Raw genomic sequence first — 19,049 nt, 5'->3', positions numbered from 1 at the left:
AACAACAACCATGAAAAAACTGCTTGTTTCTCTCGCGCTCGGCCTGAGCCTGCTCGCTGCAGGCACGGCGAGCTTCGCCCAGGCGCCTGCTGCCACGCCCGAGGCGCCGGCGGCATCCGCGCCCGCCGCCGCCGCGCCGGCACCTGCGGCCGCTCCGGCTGCCGCCGCGCCCGCTGCTGCTGCCGAAGCAGCGCCCGCCGCGGCGCCTGCCGCTCCTTCCTTCAACAAGGGTGACACCAGCTGGATGATGCTGTCCACGCTGCTCGTCATCATGATGACGGTTCCCGGCCTGGCGCTGTTCTACGGCGGCCTGGTGCGCAGCAAGAACATGCTGTCGGTGCTGATGCAGGTGATGGTCACCTTCTCGATGATCGTGGTGCTGTGGCTCATCTATGGCTACAGCCTCGCGTTCACCGAGGGGAACGCTTTCTTCGGCGGATTCGACCGGCTCTTCATGAAGGGGATCTTCGATCCGGCCACCGGCGTGTTCGCACCCGGCGCCACCTTCAGCAAGGGCGTCTACATCCCCGAGCTGCTGTTCGCCGCCTTCCAGGCCACCTTCGCCGGCATCACCTGCTGCCTGATCGTGGGTGCCTTCGCGGAACGCGCCAAGTTCTCGGCCGTGCTGCTGTTCATGGTGATCTGGTTCACCTTCAGCTATGCGCCGCTCGCGCACATGGTCTGGTTCTGGATGGGCCCGGACGCCTACACCGCCGCCAACGTGGTGGACGCACAGAACGCCAAGGCCGGCCTGATCTGGCAGTGGGGCGCGCTCGACTTCGCGGGCGGCACCGTGGTGCACATCAACGCCGCCGTGGCGGGCCTGGTGGGCGCCTTCGTGATCGGCAAGCGCGTGGGCTACGGCAAGGAAGCCTTCACGCCGCACTCGCTCACGCTCACCATGGTCGGCGCTTCGCTGCTGTGGGTCGGCTGGTTCGGCTTCAACGCCGGCTCGGCCCTGGAAGCCGGCACCAGCGCCGTGCTCGCCTTCATGAACACCTTCACCGCCACGGCCGCCGCCGTGCTCGCATGGTGCATCGGTGAAGCGCTGATGCGCGGCAAGGCCTCGATGCTGGGCGCTGCTTCGGGCGCCGTGGCAGGCCTGGTGGCCATCACCCCGGCCGCCGGCAACGTCGGCCTGATGGGCGCGATCATCATCGGCTTCATCGCCGGCTTCGCCTGCCTCTGGGGCGTCAACGGCCTCAAGAAGCTGCTCGGCGCGGACGACTCTCTCGACGTGTTCGGCGTGCACGGTGTCGGCGGTATCGTCGGCGCGCTGCTCACCGGCGTGTTCAACACCCAGGCCCTGGGCGGCCCCGGCCTCGTGGGCGACTGGGTCACGGCCAGCGTGGTGTCCAACGGCATCGGCGCGCAAGTGTGGATCCAGCTCAAGGGCGTGCTGCTGACCATCGTCTGGTCGGGCGTGGTCTCGTTCATTGCCTACAAGATCGCCGACCTCACCATCGGCCTGCGTGTGTCGGAAGAAGAAGAGCGCGAAGGCCTCGACATCTCCTCGCACGGCGAGACCGCATATAACAGGTAACCCCCCAGTCTTCGCGCACTTCGTGTCGCTACGCCAACCCCCTGCTGGGGGCAACACCAGAGGCCCGGCAAAGCCGGTTCCTCGGTGTTTCTGGAACGAGGCATGCGGTGCGGGGGCTGGTGGTGAGAAGAAGAAAAAGAAAGAACAGGACGATTTTTCAGCGAGGTCTCCTTTGGATGTTCAGCCCGCGAGCGCTTCGGCGTCAGCGGGCTTTTTTTTGCCTGCGTTTTCCCGCTGGAGCGGCGATGTCCGCGCATGCACAATTCCGGGCATGTGGACCTCCATCGACAACAGCCTCTGCGAGCTCGGCGAATCGCCGTTCTGGCATCCGCGGGAACGCGCCCTGTACTGGCTCGACATCCCGGGCCGTGCGGTGCTGCGCACGCGCGGCGACATCGGCACGGACTCGGCCAAGGTGGAGCGCTGGGCCTTGTCCACCGAGCCAGGCTGCATGGCGCCGGCACGCAATGGCGGCCTCGTGATCGCGCTGCGCGACGGCATCTACCGGGCGCGCGAGTGGGGCGGTGAACTCGTCGCGATCGCGCGCGTGGATCACGACGTGCGCACCATGCGCTTCAACGACGGCAAGTGCGACGCGCTCGGCCGCTTCTGGAGCGGTTCGATCAACGAGGCCAAGGACCGCGCCAACGCCGCGCTCTATTGCCTCGATGCGCGTCCCGGCAGCGGCGTGGCGCCAGCCCTCACGCAGATGGCCAACCAGGTGACCACGGCCAACGGGCTCGCGTTTTCGCCCGATGCGCGCACCTTGTACTGGGCCGATACGCCCGCGCACCAGGTGCGCGCCTGGAACTGGGACGCGGCGGCCAATACGCTTTCGCAGCCCCGCGTGTTCCACCAGTTCGACGCCAAGCCCGAAGGCTGGACCCCCGATTCGCTGGCGCTGCGCTACGAAGGCCGCCCCGATGGCGCCACGGTCGATGCACAGGGCCACTACTGGGTCGCGATGTTCGAAGGCGCGCAGCTGCTGCGCCTTGCGCCTTCGGGCGAGATCGTGGCCGCCGTTCCTGTGCCGGCCCAGTGCCCCACCATGCCCTGCTTCGGCGGCGACGACCTGAAGACGCTCTTCGTCACCACCGCCCGCAAGGGCCGCCCCGCCGCCGAGATCGAGCGGCTGCCGGCGTCGGGCACGGTGATCTCGATGCGGGTCGATACGCCGGGGTTGCCCGTCAGCTTCTTCGAGGACTAGGGGTGAATCCCATGACTCGATGCGTCGTGCATGACGTGCTTTGTTCGGGGCGCGCTCCCGCCGACGGGGTGCCTTGCTCCGCGAATGTCCCCCGGCCTGCGGCCTCCTCCTTTATTTCGCTGCGCAAGGCACCCCATCAGCGGGAGCGTCATGCGGAGCGGTCGTTGATCAGCGGTACACCCGGAGCGTGTCCCAGTGCACAGGCCATCGGGTGCTCCCCGCAGCGAAATAAAGGAGGAGCCGAAGGCGGGGGACATTCGCGGAGGGGAGTACCCGGTGGCCTGTGCACGCGCCCTGAACAACAGCGCCGAAACCAACAGCACCCCAGAAGAGGGTAAGGACAATGGCCCTGCAGCACATCCCGCCCATCCAGTGCCTGCTGACCTTCGAGGCCGTGGCGCGGCTGCGGCATGCGGGCCGCGCGGCCGACGAGCTGTGCGTCACCGCCAGTGCCGTGAGCCACCGCATCCGCCAACTCGAGGCGCACGTGGGCTTCAAGCTCTTCGGCCGCGGCGACTTCAGCCTCACGGCCGACGGCGCGGCCTACCTTGCCAACGTGCGCACCGGCCTTGCTGCGCTGCAGGCCACGCCGCTCGGCAACGCGGCGACGCGCGCCACGCGCCTGCGCATTGCCGTCACGCCCACCTTCAGCCGCGTGTTCCTGATGCCGCGGCTCGAGCTGTTCCGCAACATCTACCCCGACATCGAGCTGGTGCTGCAGGTGTCCATTCCGCTGCTCGACGTCACGGCCGAGCAGGCCGATCTCGAAGTGCGCTACGGCAGCGGCGCGTACGCCGATTGCGAACACCGCCTGCTGCTCGAGGAAGAGGTGGTGCCTGCCTGCAGCCCGAGCTACCTCAACGAATTCGGCCCCTTCGACGGCTTTTGCACTGCGGCGGAGATTGCCAGCGCGCGGCTCATCCGCAGTCCGCTCGAGCCCTGGGGCACCTGGTTCGCAAGCTGCGGCCTCGACCAGCCCGAGCCGCACGTCGGCTCGCAGTTCAACGACCTGGGCCTGGTCTACGACGCGGCTGCGAGCGGCTTCGGCGTGGCGCTGGTGCGCCAGAAGATGGGCGCCGCCTGGTTCGAATCGGGCCGGCTGGTGCCACTGTCCGACCGGCCCGTGCCCTCGCCGCACCGCCACACCATCTGCTGGCAGCCCGGCACGCTCGATCGCTGGGAATGCGCGGCGTTTGCGGACTGGCTCGCGCAGAGCCTGCGCTGAAGAACCGGCGGCCGGCCGGCTGCCCCATCCGGCAGAGTTCTATCGGCAAAGTTCTCTCAAGCGCCGCGCAAAAAAGCTTCAACCCGGCCGCGCCGCATTTTGCGTAGAGTGCAGGGCACCAAGAGAGACATCCATGAACGCGCCGCTCACCGCCGCCCAGCACGATTCGCTGCTGCAAAAAAAAACCGACCGCCAGTCGCAGATCGTGCGCGCCCTGCAGGCCCACCTGCCGGCCCACGCGCTGATCTGGCACGCCGAGGACACCACGCCCTACGAGTGCGACGGCCTCACCGCCTACCGCCAGCGCCCGCTGGTGGTGGCCCTGCCCGAGACCGAGGCGCAGGTGGCGGCCGTGCTCAAGACCTGCCACCCGCTCGGCGTGCCCGTGGTGGCGCGCGGTGCGGGCACCGGGCTTTCGGGCGGCGCCATGCCGCATGCGCTGGGCGTGACGCTGTCGCTCGCCAAGTTCAACCGCATCCTGAAGATCGATCCGGTGAGCCGAACGGCCGTGGTGCAGTGCGGCGTGCGCAACCTCGCCATCAGCGAAGCCGCCGCGCCCTTCAACCTCTACTACGCGCCTGATCCGTCGAGCCAGATCGCCTGCACCATCGGCGGCAACGTGGCCGAGAACTCGGGCGGCGTGCACTGCCTCAAGTACGGTCTCACCTTGCATAACGTGCTGCGCGTGCGCGGCTTCACGGCCGAAGGCGAGCCCATCGAATTCGGCGGCGAGGCGCTCGACGCGCCGGGCCTGGACCTGCTCGCGCTGGTCATCGGCAGCGAAGGCATGCTGGCCGTGACCACCGAGGTCACCGTCAAGCTGGTGCCCAAGCCGCAGGTCGCGCGCTGCATCATGGCCAGCTTCGACGACGTTCGCAAGGCCGGCGATGCGGTGGCCGCGGTGATTGCGGCCGGCATCATTCCCGCGGGGCTCGAGATGATGGACAAGCCCATGACCGCCGCCGTTGAAGACTTCGTGCACGCGGGCTACGACCTCGACGCGGCCGCGATTTTGCTGTGCGAATCCGACGGCACCGCCGAGGAAGTGGAAGAAGAAATCGGCCGCATGACGGCCGTGCTGCGCTCCTGCGGCGCCACCGCCATTGCGGTGAGCAGCAGCGAGGAAGAGCGCATGAAGTTCTGGAGCGGCCGCAAGAACGCCTTCCCCGCATCGGGCCGCATCAGCCCCGACTACATGTGCCTCGACTCCACCATTCCGCGCAAGCGCCTGGCCGACATCCTGCTGGCCATCCAGCAGATGGAGAAGAAGTACGGCCTGCGCTGCTGCAACGTGTTCCACGCGGGCGACGGCAACCTGCATCCGCTGGTGCTCTTCGACGCCAACGACCCCGACGAGCTGCACCGCTGCGAACTCTTCGGCGCCGACATCCTCGAGACCAGCGTGGCCATGGGCGGCACCGTGTCGGGCGAGCATGGCGTGGGCGTGGAAAAGCTCAACAGCATGTGCGTGCAGTTCACCGCGGCGGAGAACGAGCAGATGTTCGGCGTCAAGCGCGCCTTCGATCCGGCCGGCCTGCTGAACCCCGGCAAGGTGATCCCCACGCTGCAGCGCTGCGCCGAATACGGCAAGCAGGTGGTGCGCGGCGGCCGGCTGCCGCATCCCGAGCTGCCGCGCTTCTGAGAACCACGACAAGAAAAGCAGCACAGACCATGGAACCCGCCCTCCGCCAGATCGCCGAACGCATTCGCGCCGCGGCCGCCGATGCCACGCCGCTTCGCATCCGCGGCGGCGGCACCAAGGATTTCTACGGCGAGGCGTTGCAAGGCGACGTTCTCGACACCACGGCGCTCGCAGGCATCACGAGCTACGAGCCGAGTGAACTCGTCGTCACCGTGCGCGCCGGCACACCGCTCGCCGAACTCGAAGCCGCATTGGCCGAGGAGGGGCAGTGCCTGCCCTTCGAGCCGCCACACTTCGCCAGCAACAGCACGGTGGGTGGCATGGTCGCCGCCGGCTTGAGCGGCCCCGCGCGCGCCAGCGTGGGCGCGGTGCGCGACTACGTGCTCGGTGCCACGTTGGTCAACGGCCGTGGCGACATCCTGAGCTTCGGCGGGCAGGTGATGAAGAACGTCGCAGGCTACGACGTCTCGCGCGTACTCGCGGGCTCGCTCGGCACGCTGGGCGTGATTGCCGAGGTGAGCCTCAAGGTGCTGCCCGTTGCGCCCGCCGAGGCCACGCTGGAATTCGCCTGCAGCCAGGCCGATGCGCTGCGGCTGCTCAACGAATGGGGCGGCCGGCCGCTGCCGCTCAATGCGAGCTGCTGGTTCGAACAGGCGGGCGCCGGCGTCCTCCAGCTGCGCCTGCGCGGCGCGGTCGCGGCGGTGGAAGCCGCCTGCGCGCATCTCGGCGGCGAGCGCAGGGACAACGCGCAAGCCGCGGCGCACTGGCAGGCGCTGCGCGACCAGCAGCTGCCGTGGTTCGGCACGGGCGTGAACGCACTGTGGCGGCTGTCGGTGCCGCAGACCGCATCGGCGCTTGCATGGGATGGCGATGGCGCCGCGCCGCTGGTCGAATGGCATGGCGGGCAGCGCTGGTACCAGGCGCCGCCCGCGCAGGCCGCGCGCATCCGCGAAGCTGCGCATGCGGCCGGCGGGCACGCCACGCTGTTCCGCATGCCTGCAGGCCAGGCCGCGGACAGCCGCGTGCCGCGCTTCGACGCATTGAGCGCGCCCGTAGCCCGCATCCACCAGGCGCTGATGCACGAATTCGATCCGCACCGCATCTTCGATCGCGCACGGCTGCTCGCCGGCGCATAGATAAAAAACCAAGAACACCCGCGATGCAAACCGAACTCGCCCCCGAATTCCGCGGCACCGACGAAGGCCGCGAGGCCGAAGCCATCCTGCGCAAGTGCGTGCACTGCGGCTTCTGCACCGCCACTTGCCCCACCTACCAGCTGCTCGGCGACGAGCTCGACGGCCCGCGCGGACGCATCTACCTGATCAAGCAGGTGCTCGAAGGCAAGGCCCCCACGCGCAGCACGCAGCTGCACCTGGACCGCTGCCTGACCTGCCGCAACTGCGAGAGCACCTGCCCGAGCGGCGTGCAGTATGGCCACCTGGTCGATATCGGCCGCAAGATCGTCGACGAGAAGGTGCCGCGCCCCGCCATGGAGTCGGCCACGCGCTGGCTGTTGAAGGAAGGACTGCCGTCGCCGCTGTTCGGCCCGGCGATGAAGCTCGGCCAGTCGGTGCGCGGCCTGCTGCCCGATTCGCTCAAGGCCAAGGTGCCGGCCAGGCAGGAGGCCGGCGCCTGGCCCACCGCCACGCATGCGCGCAAGGTGATGATGCTCGCGGGCTGCGTGCAGCCGTCGATGATGCCCAACATCAACAGCGCCACCGCGCGCGTGCTCGATGCGGCCGGCATCCAGGCCGTGGTCGCGCCCGAGGCCGGCTGCTGCGGCGCCGTCAGGTTCCACCTCAACGACCAGGAGGGCGGCAAGGCCCAGATGCGCGCCAACATCGACGCCTGGTGGCCGATGGTCGAACGCAACGAGGTCGAAGCCATCGTCATGAACGCCTCGGGCTGCGGCGTCACGGTGCGCGAGTACGGCCACATCCTGCAGCACGACCCGGCCTACGCCGCCAAGGCCGCGCGCATCAGCGAGCTGACGCGCGATTTGAGCGAGCTGCTGCCCGACCTGGTGCCGGTCCTGAAGGCCCGCGTGCATGCGCCGCAGGGCGTGGCCGCCTACCACCCGCCCTGCACGCTGCAGCACGGCCAGAAGCTGCGCGGCGGCGTCGAAACGCATCTGCGCGCACTCGGCTTCGACGTGCGCGTGGCCATGAACGAATCGCACCTGTGCTGCGGCTCGGCCGGCACCTACTCGGTGCTGCAGCCGGAGCTGGCCTACCCGCTGCGCGACCGCAAGCTCGGGCACCTGGCGCAGCTGCAGCCGAGCGTCATCGCCTCGGCCAACATCGGCTGCATCACGCACCTGCAAAGCGGCAGCCAGCAGACGCCCGTGCGGCACTGGGTGGAGCTGCTGGACGCGGCGCTGGCAGCGGCCTGATCGCACACCGAAGAGCGCCCTGGTCCGACTCGCGCGCCGGGCTTTTGCGCCGCATCATGGCGGCACCGTTTTTCCTAGGAGCAAGCCTCATGTCTTCTGTTCAAGCAGCTTCCACCGTTCCGAAGAAGCACTTGCGGCGCGCGCTGCTGGCGCTGGCATGCGCGGCCGGCGCCGTTGGCGCGCAGGCCCAGTCGGCCATGCCGCAATGGAAGGGCGAGGGCGCGGTGCGCTATGTCTGCGGCGGCATCGGCTCGGATGAATCGACCGCCATGCGCGCCGCCATGAAGGACCATCCGCTGGCCCTGCTTTTCGCGCGCTCCGACGGCGCCTACCTGGCGGATGTGCAGGTCGACATCAGGGGCGCCGACGGCGCGCCCTCGCTGGCCTTGCGCGCGAGCGGGCCGGTCTGCCTGGTCGACCTGCCCGCGGGCCGCTACACCATCGACGCCGCCATGGCCGGCAGTGCCAAGAGCCAGGCGGTGACAGTGGGCAGCGGCTCGAAGACTGTCGATTTCAGGTTCTGAGCGGGCCTCGATTCAGCCCGCCGCCAGCGCCGCCTCGATCTCGCGCGCGATTGACGCGGGCGTGTCCAGCGGCGCGTAGCGCTTGCGCACCCGCCCGTCGCGGCCGACCAGGAACTTGGTGAAGTTCCACTTGATGGCCGTGCTGCCCAGGAGGCCCGGCTTTTCCTTGGTGAGCCACTGGTAGAGCGGCGCGGCGTTGCCGCCGTTGACGTCGATCTTTTCCATCATCGGAAAACTCACGCCGTAGTTGGTGGTGCAGAAGGCGCCGATTTCCTCGTTGGTGCCTGGGTCCTGCGAGCCGAACTGGTTCGACGGAAAGCCCAGCACCACCAGCCCCTGGCTCGCGTACTTCTCGTGCAGCTGCTCGAGCCCGGCGAACTGCGGCGTGAAGCCGCACTGGCTGGCCGTGTTGACGATCAGCAGCACCTTGCCGCGGAAGTCCGAGAGCTTCACCTTCTTGCCGTCGATCCGGTTGGCTTCGAAGTCGTAGATGCTGGTGGTCATGGCGCTGCCTCGGTCAGGTGGGGGATGAAAGCCGATCATCGCCCTGCGCCGGCGTTCGCGCAAACGCCGACCACACGGCCGCCAGCACGATCAGCGCGCCGCCCGCCAGGATGCGCGGGTCCATCTGGGCCGCACCCAGCGCCACGGAGGAGACGCTGGCAAAAAGCACCTCCGACAGCATGATCACCGCCGTGGCGCTGGCCGCCAGCCGGGCCGCGCCGTACTGCAGGCAGATGTTGGCCAGCACGAAGCCGGTGCCCAGCAAGGCCGCCCATCCGATCCAGCCCGGCTCCGCGGCAAGCGGCGAGCCGAAGTCGCCGAGCAGCGTGCCGGCCGCCGCGGCAATCCCCGCCACCGCCGCGCATCCGCAGAACATGGCCAGCGCGCGCGATTCGCCGGGCGCATCGCGCAGGTGGCGCAGCACGATGTTGGTCACGGCAAAGCTGAAGCCGGCCGCCAGGCCCAGCCAGTCGGGCAGGCTCGACGGCACCGGCCACTCGACGCCGGGTGTCTTGAGCACCACGGCCACGCCGGTCAGCGCCAGCGCCACGCGCGCGAGCGCGCCGCCGGTGGGCCGCTCGCCCAGCACGGCCCAGCCCAGCAGCACGCTCCACAGCGGCATCAGGTAGAACAGCAGCACCACCCGCACCACGTCGCCCTGCGTCACCGCCCAGTTGAAGCCCAGGTTGGTGAAGCCCGCTGCCAGGCCCAGCAGCACCAGCATCGGATACGCCGCGAAGCCGCGCCAGGCGTGCCGGCGAAAGAAGCCCATCGCCAGCGAGATCGCCACGTAGATGATGCAGGTGGTCCAGACGGGATGCAGCCCGTGGCTTTCGATGTGCCGAAAGGGGAACCACGAAACGCCCCACACAAAAGCGTTGAAGATCAGTGCGAGAGCTGGCATGAGGGCAGGAGTTTTTTTCGTGGAACACCGTGGATCCGGCTTCGCCGGGCCACCGGTGTTGCCCCCGGGGAGGGGGTGGGCGAAGCGACACGAAGTGCGCGCAGCCTGGGGGAGGTCAATGATGCTTGTCGCTGCGGGCGATGGCGAGCAGGTGCTCGACTTCTTCGGGGTACTTGCGCAGGTTGTGATGATGCCAGCGCTGGATCAGCCACATGCAGCCCGCCACCACGCCGCCGAAGGCGCCGATGGCCGCAAAGGCCGACAGGCCCAGGCCGGTGCAGGCGCTGTAGAAGCCGCCGAGCAGCAGGATGCAGGCCTGCTCGTTGAAGTTCTGCACGGCAATCGAGCGGCCCGCGCCCATGAGGTTGTGGCCGCGGTGCTGCAGCAGCGCGTTCATCGGCACCACCAGGAAGCCGCCCAGCCCGCCCAGCAGGATCAGAAAGGGCACCGCGATCCAGACGTTGCCGATCAGGTTCATGCTGATGACCAGCAGCCCCATGGCAATGCCCATGGGAATCACGCGCGTGGCCATGTCCAGCCGCATGCGCATCGACGCCACGATGGCGCCCACCGCCATGCCGATGGTGACCACGCCGGTGAGCGCGGTGGCCTGCGTGGTGTTGTAGTCGAGCGCGAGCGCGGCCCAGGCCAGCACGATGTACTTGAGATTGGCGCCCGCGCCCCAGAACAGCGTGGTGGTGGCCAGCGAGATCTGGCCCAGCTTGTCGCGCCACAGGCGTGCGTTGCAGTGCCAGAAGTCGGGCAGCAGCGAGAACATGTTGCGCGCCAGGCCGTGCGCCGGATTGGCGCGCAGCGGCCGCATCTCGACGCCGGTGTGCGGAATGCGCGTGTTGAACCAGGCCGCCAGCATGTAGACGAAGATCAGCACCGAGATGGCCGCCTCGGCCGGCGAATCGACCCCCGTGTCGATCAGCGGCATGTCGAAGGACAGCAGCCGGCTGGAAACCGCATGCCCCACCAGCGAGCCGCCGAGCACGATGCCCAGCAGGATCGAGGCGATGGTGAGCCCTTCGATCCAGCCGTTGGCCTTGACCAGCTGCGAAGCGGGCAGGAGCTCGGTCAGGATGCCGTACTTGGCCGGCGAATAGGCCGCGGCGCCCAGCCCCACGATCGAATACGACAGCAGCGGATGCGAGCCGAACAGCATCATCAGGCAGCCGACCACCTTGATCGCGTTGCTGATGAACATCACCCGCCCCTTGGGCAAGGCGTCGGCAAAGGCGCCCACCAGCGGCGCCAGCACCACGTAGAAGACGGCAAAGATCGGCACCAGCGCCGCGCGCTGCCATTCGGCCGCTCCCGTGCTTCGCATGAGCTCGACCGCCACGACAAAGATCGCGTTGTCGGCCAGCGACGAAAAGAACTGGGCCGACATGATCGTGTAGAAACCGCGCTTCATCGATGGGCTGGCTGGCCAGGAATGTGCTGGCTGTAGTGAAAAAGTGTCGCGACTTTTGGGCGAATGGGCGGTTATAGCATGGGGGTACGACGGCGAAATCAGCGTTCACATCCTGGACAGCCTGGTCCGGGAAGATGCTAAAACCCCATCCGTCCACCATTCGACGCCCATCATGCCGCGCCCCATTCTCGCCACTGTCCACACCGCCGCGCTTCGCCACAACCTCGACCGGGCACGGCGTGCCGCGGTCGATGCCCGCGTCTGGGCCGTGGTCAAGGCCAATGCCTATGGCCACGGCATCGAGCGGGTCTATGAGGGCCTGCGCGGCGCCGACGGCTTTGCGCTGCTCGACCTGGCCGAGGCCGAGCGCGTGCGCGCCCTTGGCTGGCGCGGCCCGGTGCTGCTGCTCGAAGGCGTGTTCGACGCGCGCGACCTGGAGCTGTGCTCGCGGCTCGACCTGTGGCACACGGTGCACTGCGACGAGCAGATCGACATGCTCGCGGCCCACAAGACGCTCAAGCCGCAGCGCGTGTTCCTCAAGATGAATTCCGGCATGAACCGCCTGGGCTTCGCCCCCGAGCGCTTCGGCTCGGCCTGGACCCGGCTGAACGCGCTGCCCCAGGTCGACGAGATCTCGCTGATGACGCATTTCAGCGACGCCGACGGCGCACGCGGCATCGCGCACCAGCTCGAAGTGTTCGAGCGCGCCACCCACGACCTGCTGGGCGAACGCTCCATCGCCAACAGCGCCGCCACTCTGCGCCATGCCCGCCAGACCCGCGGCGACTGGGTGCGCCCCGGCATCGTGCTGTACGGCAGCGCGCCCGACTTTCCCGAGCACGACGCGGCGCACTGGCAGCTGCAGCCCACCATGACGCTCTCGACCAAACTGATCGGGATCCAGACACTGAAGGCGGGCGACACCATCGGCTACGGCTCCAACTTCACGGCCGAGGGGCCGCTCACCATCGGCGTGGCCGCGGTCGGCTATGCCGACGGCTATCCGCGCCACTGCAACACCGGCACGCCGGTGCTGGTGAACGGCGTTCGCACCCGCATGGTGGGCCGCGTGAGCATGGACATGATCACGGTCGACCTCACGCCCGTGCCCGAGGCCAAGTTCGGCACCGAGGTCACGCTCTGGGGCCGCTCGGCCGTGAGCGGCGCGGTGCTCCCCATCGACGAGGTCGCGCAGGCCGCCGGCACCGTCGGCTACGAGCTCATGTGCGCGGTGGCGCCGCGCGTGCCCTTCGCGCCGGCCGACGGCGAATGAAGGTTCTCTCCAACTGGCGCTCGGTGCGCCTGTGGGAGACGCAGCTCGAGCGCGAGCTGCACCGCAACTACAGCCTGCGCACGCACGGCATCCTGATCGGCAGCTTCACGCTGCTGCTGATGTGGGGCGTGTCGGCGCTGCAGATGCATGTGCTGGACGTGCAGTCGCTGGCACTGCGCTACCTGCTCACGCTGGGCGTGGGGTATCTGGGCTACCTGGGGGTGCTGCGCTGGTGGGCCCGGCGGCTGGTCGAGAACCGGGCCGGCTTCAACGTCGATGCCGGTGATGTCGTCGATGCGGGCGATCTGGCGTTCGATGCGGCCGGCAGCCCGGCCGGCGGCACCGGAGGCAGCGCGCTGTCCGATGCGGCCAGCGGCGCGCTCGAGGTGGCGGGCGCCGCGGACGAGGGCGCCGTCATCGTGGTGCCGGTGGTCGCCGTCTTCCTGATCTGCGTGGCCATGGTGCTGGGCGCCGGCTCGCTGGTGCTGCTCTACTTCAGCTGGGACGCGCTGCTGGCCGTTGCCGTCGAGGTGGCGTTCTCTTACGTCTCGGCGCGCGCCGCGGTGCGGGTGGCGCGCGAAGGCTGGCTGATGGCGGCCGTGCGGCTGACGTGGAAGCCGCTGCTGGGAGCCGTCGTCTGCGCCGTGGCCCTGGGCGCCGTGCTCGACCACTTCATGCCGCAGGTCAATTCGCTGCCCGAGGCGGTGCGGGTCCTGCTGAAGAAGCACTGAGCTATTTCCGCCGGCCGCGCTGCGTGGCGAGCGCGTCCAGCAGATGGTCGATCAGCACCCGGCACTTGGGCACGGTGAAGCGGCTGGGCGGATAGAGGATATAGGCGTGCCCGTGGTAGTTGCCCTGGAACTCCCAGTCGGCCAGCACCCGCATCACGCTTCCGTCTTTCAGCGCCTGCTGCGCCATGAAGGCCGGCACGCACGCCACGCCCAGCCCCGCCAGTGCGGCTTCGAGCCGCACCTCGCTGTGGTTGGAGACGTAGCGGCCCCGCACCACCACCTCGGCTTCGTCTTCATCGCCCTTCCTGAAGCACCAATGGTTGTCCCGCTCGTGCTCGCCGAGCGAGAGGCAGCTGTGCGCGAGGAGATCGCGAGGGTGCGCGATGGCGGCGCCTTGCGCCAGGTAGCGCGGCGAGGCACACAGGATGTGCGCGACCGGCATCAACTGCCGCGCCACCAGCCCTTCGGGCGGTTTCGTCGTCAGCCGCACCACCAGGTCCACGCCTTCGCGGATCGGATCGATGTCGCGGTCTTCCACGATGAGCTGCACGTCGACCTCGGGATGGCGCTGCAGGAAGTCGAGGATATGGGGATGCAGCACGCGCCGCGCGAAGGCCTTCGGCGCGCTGATGCGCACCAGCCCGCTCGGCTTCTTCGAGAACCGTTGCGCGACGTCCATCGCGCCTTGGGCCGCAAGCACCAATTCGCGGCACCGTGCGAGGGCCTCGACGCCGGGCTCGGTCAGCCGCAGCTGGCGCGTCGTGCGCTGGATCAGCTGCGCGCCGATCTCCTTTTCCAGGCGCTTCACCTGCCGGCTCGCGGCCGAAGGCGTCATGCCCAGCAGATCGGCGGCCGCAGAGAAGCTGCCCAGCTCGGCGACCCGAAGAAAGGTCACCATCTCCGGTAGTACTTTGAGAAATGAATTCGTTCCCACGGCGCAAGGGTCCTGTTCCGGCCGACGGCTGTTCGGCCCGTGTGATGCCCGGAACAATTCTTTGCTTTGTTGTTCAGGACGGTGGGCTGACAGTATGGATTCAAAGCAGGTGCTCGGCACCGCCTCCGGTGCATGGGGCGAGAGGAGGTGGGCCGGCGTCGGCGCCGCCGAGGTCATGCTGCTGGCTGTGGCGGCGGTGTGGGGCGGCAGCTACGCGGTGGCCAAGCAGGCCACGCAGCAGCTGCCCGTGCTGGAGTTCATTGCGCTGCGCTTCGGGCTGACATTCGTCGTGCTGCTGCCGGCGCTCAGGCCGCTGTTCGATGCGCAATGGCGGCAAGGCCTCGCGGTGGGCGGCCTGCTCGGCGCCAACCTGCTGGCGATCTTCGTCTGCGAGACCTTCGGTGTGTCGCTCACTGCGGCGAGCAACGCCGCATTCCTGATCAGCCTGTGCGTGGCGCTCACGCCCTTTGTCGAATGGTGGCTGCTCGGGCGGCGGCCGGAGCCGCGCATGTTCTGGGCGGCGGGCCTGTCGGCGGTGGGCGCCGCGATGCTGTCGGCCACTTCGCCCGCCAGCATCTCGGTGGGATGGGGCGATGGCCTGATGGTGATTGCGGCCTTCCTGCGCGCCGTGATGGTGTGCATGACGCGGCGGTTCGCTGGCCGCCATTCGATGCCGGCGCTGACGCTGACCGCCGTGCAGTCGGGCATGATGGCGCTCGGCGCGATGGCGCTGTCGCTCGTCGCGTCGAAGGGCGCATGGCACATGCCGCCCGCCACGGCCTCCTTCTGGTGGGGCATGGCGTACCTCGTGCTCCTGTGTACGGTTTTCGCGTTCTTCGCGCAGAACCATGCGGCTTCGCATTCGAGTCCGAGCCGGGTGTCGCTGCTGATGGGAAGCGAGCCGGTGTTCGGGGCCTTGATCGCGGTGTACGGGTTCGGGGAGACGGTCGGGGCCTGGGGCTGGGCCGGTGGATTGCTGATCGTGATGGCGGCTTGGTGGGTGACGATGCCGCAGTCCACCGCGCCGCGTGCGCATTCCGTGAATTTGTAGCGCGAAGCGGTCGAACGGCCCTCTCCGGCCAAGGACAATCCGGGCTGGAGGAAGAACTGTTCACATGAACTTGAAGAAACGACCACCCGCCGCTTTCGCCTGCGGCATTGCGCTGGCCATCGGCGGTTTTTCGGCGCATGCCGTCGAGCCGGAGGCATCGACAACCCCGTTCGCGACGAGCGCTGCCGACGCCCCAGCCACCCCGCCGCCGTCACCGGTCGCTCTGGGTGCACAGGAGGCTGCGGCCCCGCAAACTCGGCTGCGTTTCACTCGCGGCGTCTACAAGCCCGGCATCGAACGGCTTCGCGTGGTCCGGCGCGAAGACACGGGGAATCGCATCGCGGGGCAGGTCGCGCTGAACGTGGTAACGACCTTGATCGCGGGCGGGCTCTCCATCGGCGCACAGGGTTTTTCGAAGGACGACCTGGGCGGCGTGACGTTGGAAGAGCTGAAGGATGACCCCTTGGCCGTCAACCCGGCCATCACCGAGCTGAACGATGCCTTGAGCAAGGTCGCGACCGACATCTATCGCAAGCGCGCCGAAGCGGCGTATGCAACAGCCCTGACGGATGGCTCGACGCCCGAGGAAATCGAAGAAGCGCGAAAGGTCCAGAAAGAAGCCGACACGCCCCTGAACTCGGGGCCTTGGCATCTGGTCTACGAAAACCTGACGGGCTCGGACGAATTGTTCCGCCTGAAATTCGGCGCCGAGCTCGGCCGCGCGGGCTTCATGCGCCCACCGTTCGCGTGCCTCTATCAGTCGGAGCCCGTGGCGTGGACGCAATGGAAGGCGGACAACTGGCAGCGGCTGCGCGAGGAGCGCGCGAAGGCCGTGACCAGCTGCACCGAGACGCTGGCAGCCACGCCCGAGAAGCGGTGGTGAGCCCGGGGCTCGGGCTCAGTACAACCCGAGCTTGCGCATCTTCAGCCGCGCCAGCCCCAGCAGCGCGTCGGTGAACGGCGTGGCCACTGCCGTCAGCTCGCCGAGCTCCCGCACCACGGTCACCAGCGCATCGAGTTCCACGGAGCGTCCGGCTTCCACGTCCTGCAGCATCGAGGTCTTGAACGCGCCGAGCTTCATCGTCACCGCGTGCCGGTCTTCGGGGCTCTGGGTGATCTCGATGCCGATGCGGTGTCCGATCTCCTTGGCTTCGAGCATCACGGCCGAGATGAAGCCGCGCACGTAGTCGTCGCCCATGATCAGGTCGGTGGTGACGCCCGTGAGCGCGCTGATCGGGTTCACGGTCATGTTGCCCCAGAGCTTGAACCACACATCCTTCTGGATCTGCGGCGACAGCGTGGCGTCCAGGCCCGCGCGCTGCAGCAGCGCGACCAGCTTCTGCGCGCGCGGCGTGGCTTCGCCCGAAGGCTCGCCCACGATCAGCCCGTTGCCGAAGTGGTGCCGCACCACGCCCGGCGCATCGAGCGAGCAGCTCGCGTGCACAACGCAGCCGATCACGTTGCGCGAGGGAATGGCCCTTGCAATCGCGCCGTCCGGATCCACGGCCGCCAGGCGATGGCCGGTGATGGCGCCGCCGAAGCCGCCTTCGAGGAACCACCACGGCACGCCGTTCATGGCCACCAGCACCAGCGTGTCGGGACCGATCAGCGGCCCGATGCGTTCGGCCACGCCGGCCAGCGCGGGCGCCTTCACGGCGATGACCACCAGGTCCTGCGTGCCGAGCGCTTCGGGGTGGGCCACCGCGTTGATGGGCACGCGCGTGCGCACGTCGCCGCGCATCAGCGAAAGGCCGTCCTGCCGCAGCGCTTCGAGCGTGGTGCCGCGCGCCACCACGTTGAGCCGCTCGCCGGCCTGCGCCAGGCTGGCGCCGATCCATCCGCCGATCGCGCCGGCGCCGTAGATGCAGATCTTCATGTCAGTTCTTGTAGCTGGCGTCGATGCGGTCGACCTGGCGCACCAGCGCATCGAACACGTCCTGCCCCGCGCCATGCTCGGGGCTGAACTGCAGCGCGTCGCGCGTGCAGCGCTGCGCGATCTCCTCGCTCACGGGAATGGCCGCCCCCATCGAGAAGGTGGCCATCTGGATCTCGCAGGCGCGCTGCAGCGTCCAGAGGATGGCGAAGGTCTGCGGCAGCGTCTGCCCCCAGGCCAGCAGGCCGTGGTTGCGCAGGATCACGGCGTTGCGGTCGCCGATGCTCCTGAGCAGGCGCGGGCCCTCGTCGGCATGGATGGTGATGCCCTCGAAGTCGTGGTAGGCCACCATGCCGTGCAACTGCGCGGTATAGAAATTGGTCTGCTGCAGGCCGCCCTGCAGGCAGGCCACGGCCACGCCGGCCGTGGTGTGCGTGTGCATCACGCAGTGCGCGCCGGGCAGGCCGTCGTGGATGGCGGCGTGCACCGTGAAGCCGGCCGGATTCACCGGCCAGGCCGAGCCGTCGAGCACCTTGCCCTGCAGGTCGATCTTCACCAGGTTGCTGGCCGTCACTTCGCTGTAGTGCAGGCCGAAGGGGTTGATGAGGAACTGCTTCTCCCCGCCCGTCACGCTGTCGGGCAGCCGCACCGTGATGTGGTTGTAGATCATCTCGGTCCAGCCCAGCATCGCAAACACGCGGTAGCAGGCCGCAAGCTGCTCGCGCGCGGCGCGTTCGTCCGGATGGATCGAGGGATGGACCGGAGCCGATGGCGGCACGCGGGTGGCGAGTGTTGTGTTCATTGCAGTTCCTTCATGCAGGTTTACCCCTCCGCGGTGAAGCCGACTTCCTTGACGATCGGCGCCCACTTGGCGGTGTCTTTCTTCAGCAGCTCGGTCAGCTCGCCGGGCGTGGAAGACATCGCCTCCAGGCCGAAGGTGCCGAGCCCGTCGATCACGTCCTTTTGCGCCAGCGCGTTCTTCATTGCAGTGTTCAGCTTCGCGACCAGTTCCGGCGAAGCCTTGGCCGGCAGGAAGAAGGCGAACCATTCGCTGTGCGCCATGTCCTTGATGCCCTGCTCGCCGAAGGTCGGCACGTCGGGCGCGAAGCGGCTGCGCTTGGCGCCCGAGACGCCCAGGATGCGCACCTTGCCCGAGGCCAGGTGCTGCGTGATGTCGCCGATCGGCCCCGAGACGGCCGAGATGTTGCTGCCCAGCAGGTCCAGCATGGCCGGCTGCGTGCCGCGGTAGGCGGCATGCTTGAGCTCGACGCCGCCCTTCTTGCCCAAGAGCGCGCCGATGAAGTGCGGCGTGGAGCCCGCGGCCGGCGAGCCGAAGTTGGCGCCGGCCGGGTTGGCCTTGGCCCAGGCCAGGAACTCGGGCACCGTCTTCACGCTGGCGGGCACCGCGGGGCCGACCGCAAAGCCGAAGTCGAAGATGCAGGCGATGCTCACGGGCGTGAGGTCCACCATCGGGTCGTACGGCAGCTTCTTGTAGATGTGCGGGTAGATCGTGAGGATGGAGGTGGGCGTCTGCAGGATGGTGGCGCCGTCGGCGGGCCGGCCCTTCACGTAGCTCACGGCGATCTGGCCGCCCGCGCCGGTGCGGTTTTCGACCACGGCGGCCTTGGCGTACTCGGGGCTGAGCTTCTGCGCGAGGCGCCGGCAGGTGGTGTCCGAGGTGCCTCCGGCCGCAAAGCCGGTGACGATGGTGGCGGTTTCGAGCGAGGCCTGCGCGAAGGCGCGCTGGCCCAGGCTGGCAAGCAGCGCCGAGGCGCCGGTGGTCTGCAGCAGCTGGCGGCGGGTGAAGGTCATGGTCTGTCTCCGGG

At 68.6% G+C, this 19,049-nt stretch carries 18 protein-coding genes; 11 read left to right on the top strand and 7 right to left on the bottom strand.

The window, feature by feature from the left end; all coding sequences use genetic code 11:
• The first annotated feature begins 10 nt into the window (after positions 1-10).
• The 7 genes from VPA02S_RS11195 to VPA02S_RS11165 all read left to right on the top strand — a co-directional run bounded on the left by VPA02S_RS11195 (position 11) and on the right by VPA02S_RS11165 (position 8,533).
• Positions 11-1,543 carry an ammonium transporter gene (locus VPA02S_RS11195; RefSeq protein ID WP_020610607.1) on the top strand — a complete coding sequence of 511 codons (1,533 nt, stop codon included), beginning with the start codon at positions 11-13 and terminating at the stop codon, positions 1,541-1,543.
• Between the two features lie 271 nt (positions 1,544-1,814).
• Positions 1,815-2,750, top strand: a complete 936-nt coding sequence (locus VPA02S_RS11190; RefSeq protein ID WP_062363801.1) for an SMP-30/gluconolactonase/LRE family protein — start codon at positions 1,815-1,817, stop codon at positions 2,748-2,750.
• Between the two features lie 343 nt (positions 2,751-3,093).
• Positions 3,094-3,975 carry a LysR substrate-binding domain-containing protein gene (locus VPA02S_RS11185; protein WP_012745385.1) on the top strand — a complete coding sequence of 294 codons (882 nt, stop codon included), beginning with the start codon at positions 3,094-3,096 and terminating at the stop codon, positions 3,973-3,975.
• A 133-nt stretch (positions 3,976-4,108) separates the two neighbouring features.
• Entirely contained in the window at positions 4,109-5,617 is a 1,509-nt protein-coding gene (locus VPA02S_RS11180) for an FAD-linked oxidase C-terminal domain-containing protein (protein ID WP_012745386.1), read from the top strand.
• 29 nt (positions 5,618-5,646) lie between these two features.
• A complete protein-coding gene (gene glcE, locus VPA02S_RS11175; RefSeq protein ID WP_012745387.1) occupies positions 5,647-6,753 on the top strand; it encodes a glycolate oxidase subunit GlcE in 1,107 nt (368 codons plus the stop codon).
• 23 nt (positions 6,754-6,776) lie between these two features.
• Positions 6,777-8,009, top strand: coding sequence for a glycolate oxidase subunit GlcF (gene glcF, locus VPA02S_RS11170; protein WP_012745388.1), 1,233 nt, complete (start codon positions 6,777-6,779; stop codon positions 8,007-8,009).
• Between the two features lie 89 nt (positions 8,010-8,098).
• Entirely contained in the window at positions 8,099-8,533 is a 435-nt protein-coding gene (locus VPA02S_RS11165) for a hypothetical protein (protein WP_012745389.1), read from the top strand.
• Positions 8,534-8,545: 12 nt separating this feature from the next.
• Here VPA02S_RS11165 and VPA02S_RS11160 read toward each other — a convergent pair whose 3' ends face one another.
• The 3 genes from VPA02S_RS11160 to lplT all read right to left on the bottom strand — a co-directional run bounded on the left by VPA02S_RS11160 (position 8,546) and on the right by lplT (position 11,361).
• Entirely contained in the window at positions 8,546-9,037 is a 492-nt protein-coding gene (locus VPA02S_RS11160) for a glutathione peroxidase (RefSeq protein ID WP_012745390.1), read from the bottom strand.
• Between the two features lie 13 nt (positions 9,038-9,050).
• Positions 9,051-9,941 carry a DMT family transporter gene (locus VPA02S_RS11155; RefSeq protein WP_012745391.1) on the bottom strand — a complete coding sequence of 297 codons (891 nt, stop codon included), beginning with the start codon at positions 9,939-9,941 and terminating at the stop codon, positions 9,051-9,053.
• Positions 9,942-10,056: 115 nt separating this feature from the next.
• The gene (gene lplT / locus VPA02S_RS11150) at positions 10,057-11,361 is read right to left on the bottom strand and encodes a lysophospholipid transporter LplT (protein ID WP_012745392.1); all 1,305 of its coding nucleotides are present in this window, start codon (positions 11,359-11,361) and stop codon (positions 10,057-10,059) included.
• 172 nt (positions 11,362-11,533) lie between these two features.
• Between lplT and alr the strand changes: the two genes are divergently transcribed.
• Together alr and VPA02S_RS11140 are read left to right on the top strand one after the other, a co-directional pair.
• Positions 11,534-12,634, top strand: coding sequence for an alanine racemase (gene alr / locus VPA02S_RS11145; RefSeq protein WP_012745393.1), 1,101 nt, complete (start codon positions 11,534-11,536; stop codon positions 12,632-12,634).
• The gene (locus VPA02S_RS11140; protein WP_012745394.1) at positions 12,631-13,365 is read left to right on the top strand and encodes a hypothetical protein; all 735 of its coding nucleotides are present in this window, start codon (positions 12,631-12,633) and stop codon (positions 13,363-13,365) included. The genes alr and VPA02S_RS11140 overlap by 4 nt, the downstream gene beginning before the upstream one ends.
• Before the next feature lies 1 nt (position 13,366).
• Here VPA02S_RS11140 and VPA02S_RS11135 read toward each other — a convergent pair whose 3' ends face one another.
• Positions 13,367-14,299 (bottom strand): LysR family transcriptional regulator, encoded by a 933-nt coding sequence (locus tag VPA02S_RS11135; RefSeq protein ID WP_026284351.1) that lies wholly within the window; start codon positions 14,297-14,299, stop codon positions 13,367-13,369.
• Positions 14,300-14,393: 94 nt separating this feature from the next.
• Between VPA02S_RS11135 and VPA02S_RS11130 the strand changes: the two genes are divergently transcribed.
• Positions 14,394-15,350, top strand: a complete 957-nt coding sequence (locus VPA02S_RS11130) for a DMT family transporter (RefSeq protein WP_012745396.1) — start codon at positions 14,394-14,396, stop codon at positions 15,348-15,350.
• 64 nt (positions 15,351-15,414) lie between these two features.
• Entirely contained in the window at positions 15,415-16,233 is an 819-nt protein-coding gene (locus VPA02S_RS11125) for a hypothetical protein (protein WP_012745397.1), read from the top strand.
• Positions 16,234-16,248: 15 nt separating this feature from the next.
• On the opposite strand, the gene VPA02S_RS11120 is transcribed toward VPA02S_RS11125, so the two are convergent.
• Genes VPA02S_RS11120 through VPA02S_RS11110 form a run of 3 tightly spaced genes read right to left on the bottom strand, consistent with a single transcriptional unit; the run spans position 16,249 to position 19,035 of the window.
• The gene (locus VPA02S_RS11120) at positions 16,249-17,226 is read right to left on the bottom strand and encodes a 2-dehydropantoate 2-reductase (RefSeq protein ID WP_062363799.1); all 978 of its coding nucleotides are present in this window, start codon (positions 17,224-17,226) and stop codon (positions 16,249-16,251) included.
• A gap of 1 nt (position 17,227) precedes the next feature.
• Positions 17,228-18,025, bottom strand: a complete 798-nt coding sequence (locus VPA02S_RS11115; RefSeq protein WP_012745399.1) for a class II aldolase/adducin family protein — start codon at positions 18,023-18,025, stop codon at positions 17,228-17,230.
• Between the two features lie 20 nt (positions 18,026-18,045).
• Positions 18,046-19,035 carry a Bug family tripartite tricarboxylate transporter substrate binding protein gene (locus VPA02S_RS11110; protein WP_012745400.1) on the bottom strand — a complete coding sequence of 330 codons (990 nt, stop codon included), beginning with the start codon at positions 19,033-19,035 and terminating at the stop codon, positions 18,046-18,048.
• Between the last annotated feature and the right edge of the window lie 14 nt (positions 19,036-19,049).

Source organism: Variovorax paradoxus NBRC 15149 (assembly GCF_001591365.1).
Lineage (GTDB): Bacteria > Pseudomonadota > Gammaproteobacteria > Burkholderiales > Burkholderiaceae_C > Variovorax > Variovorax paradoxus.
This window is presented reverse-complemented; position numbering and strand designations above follow the sequence as displayed.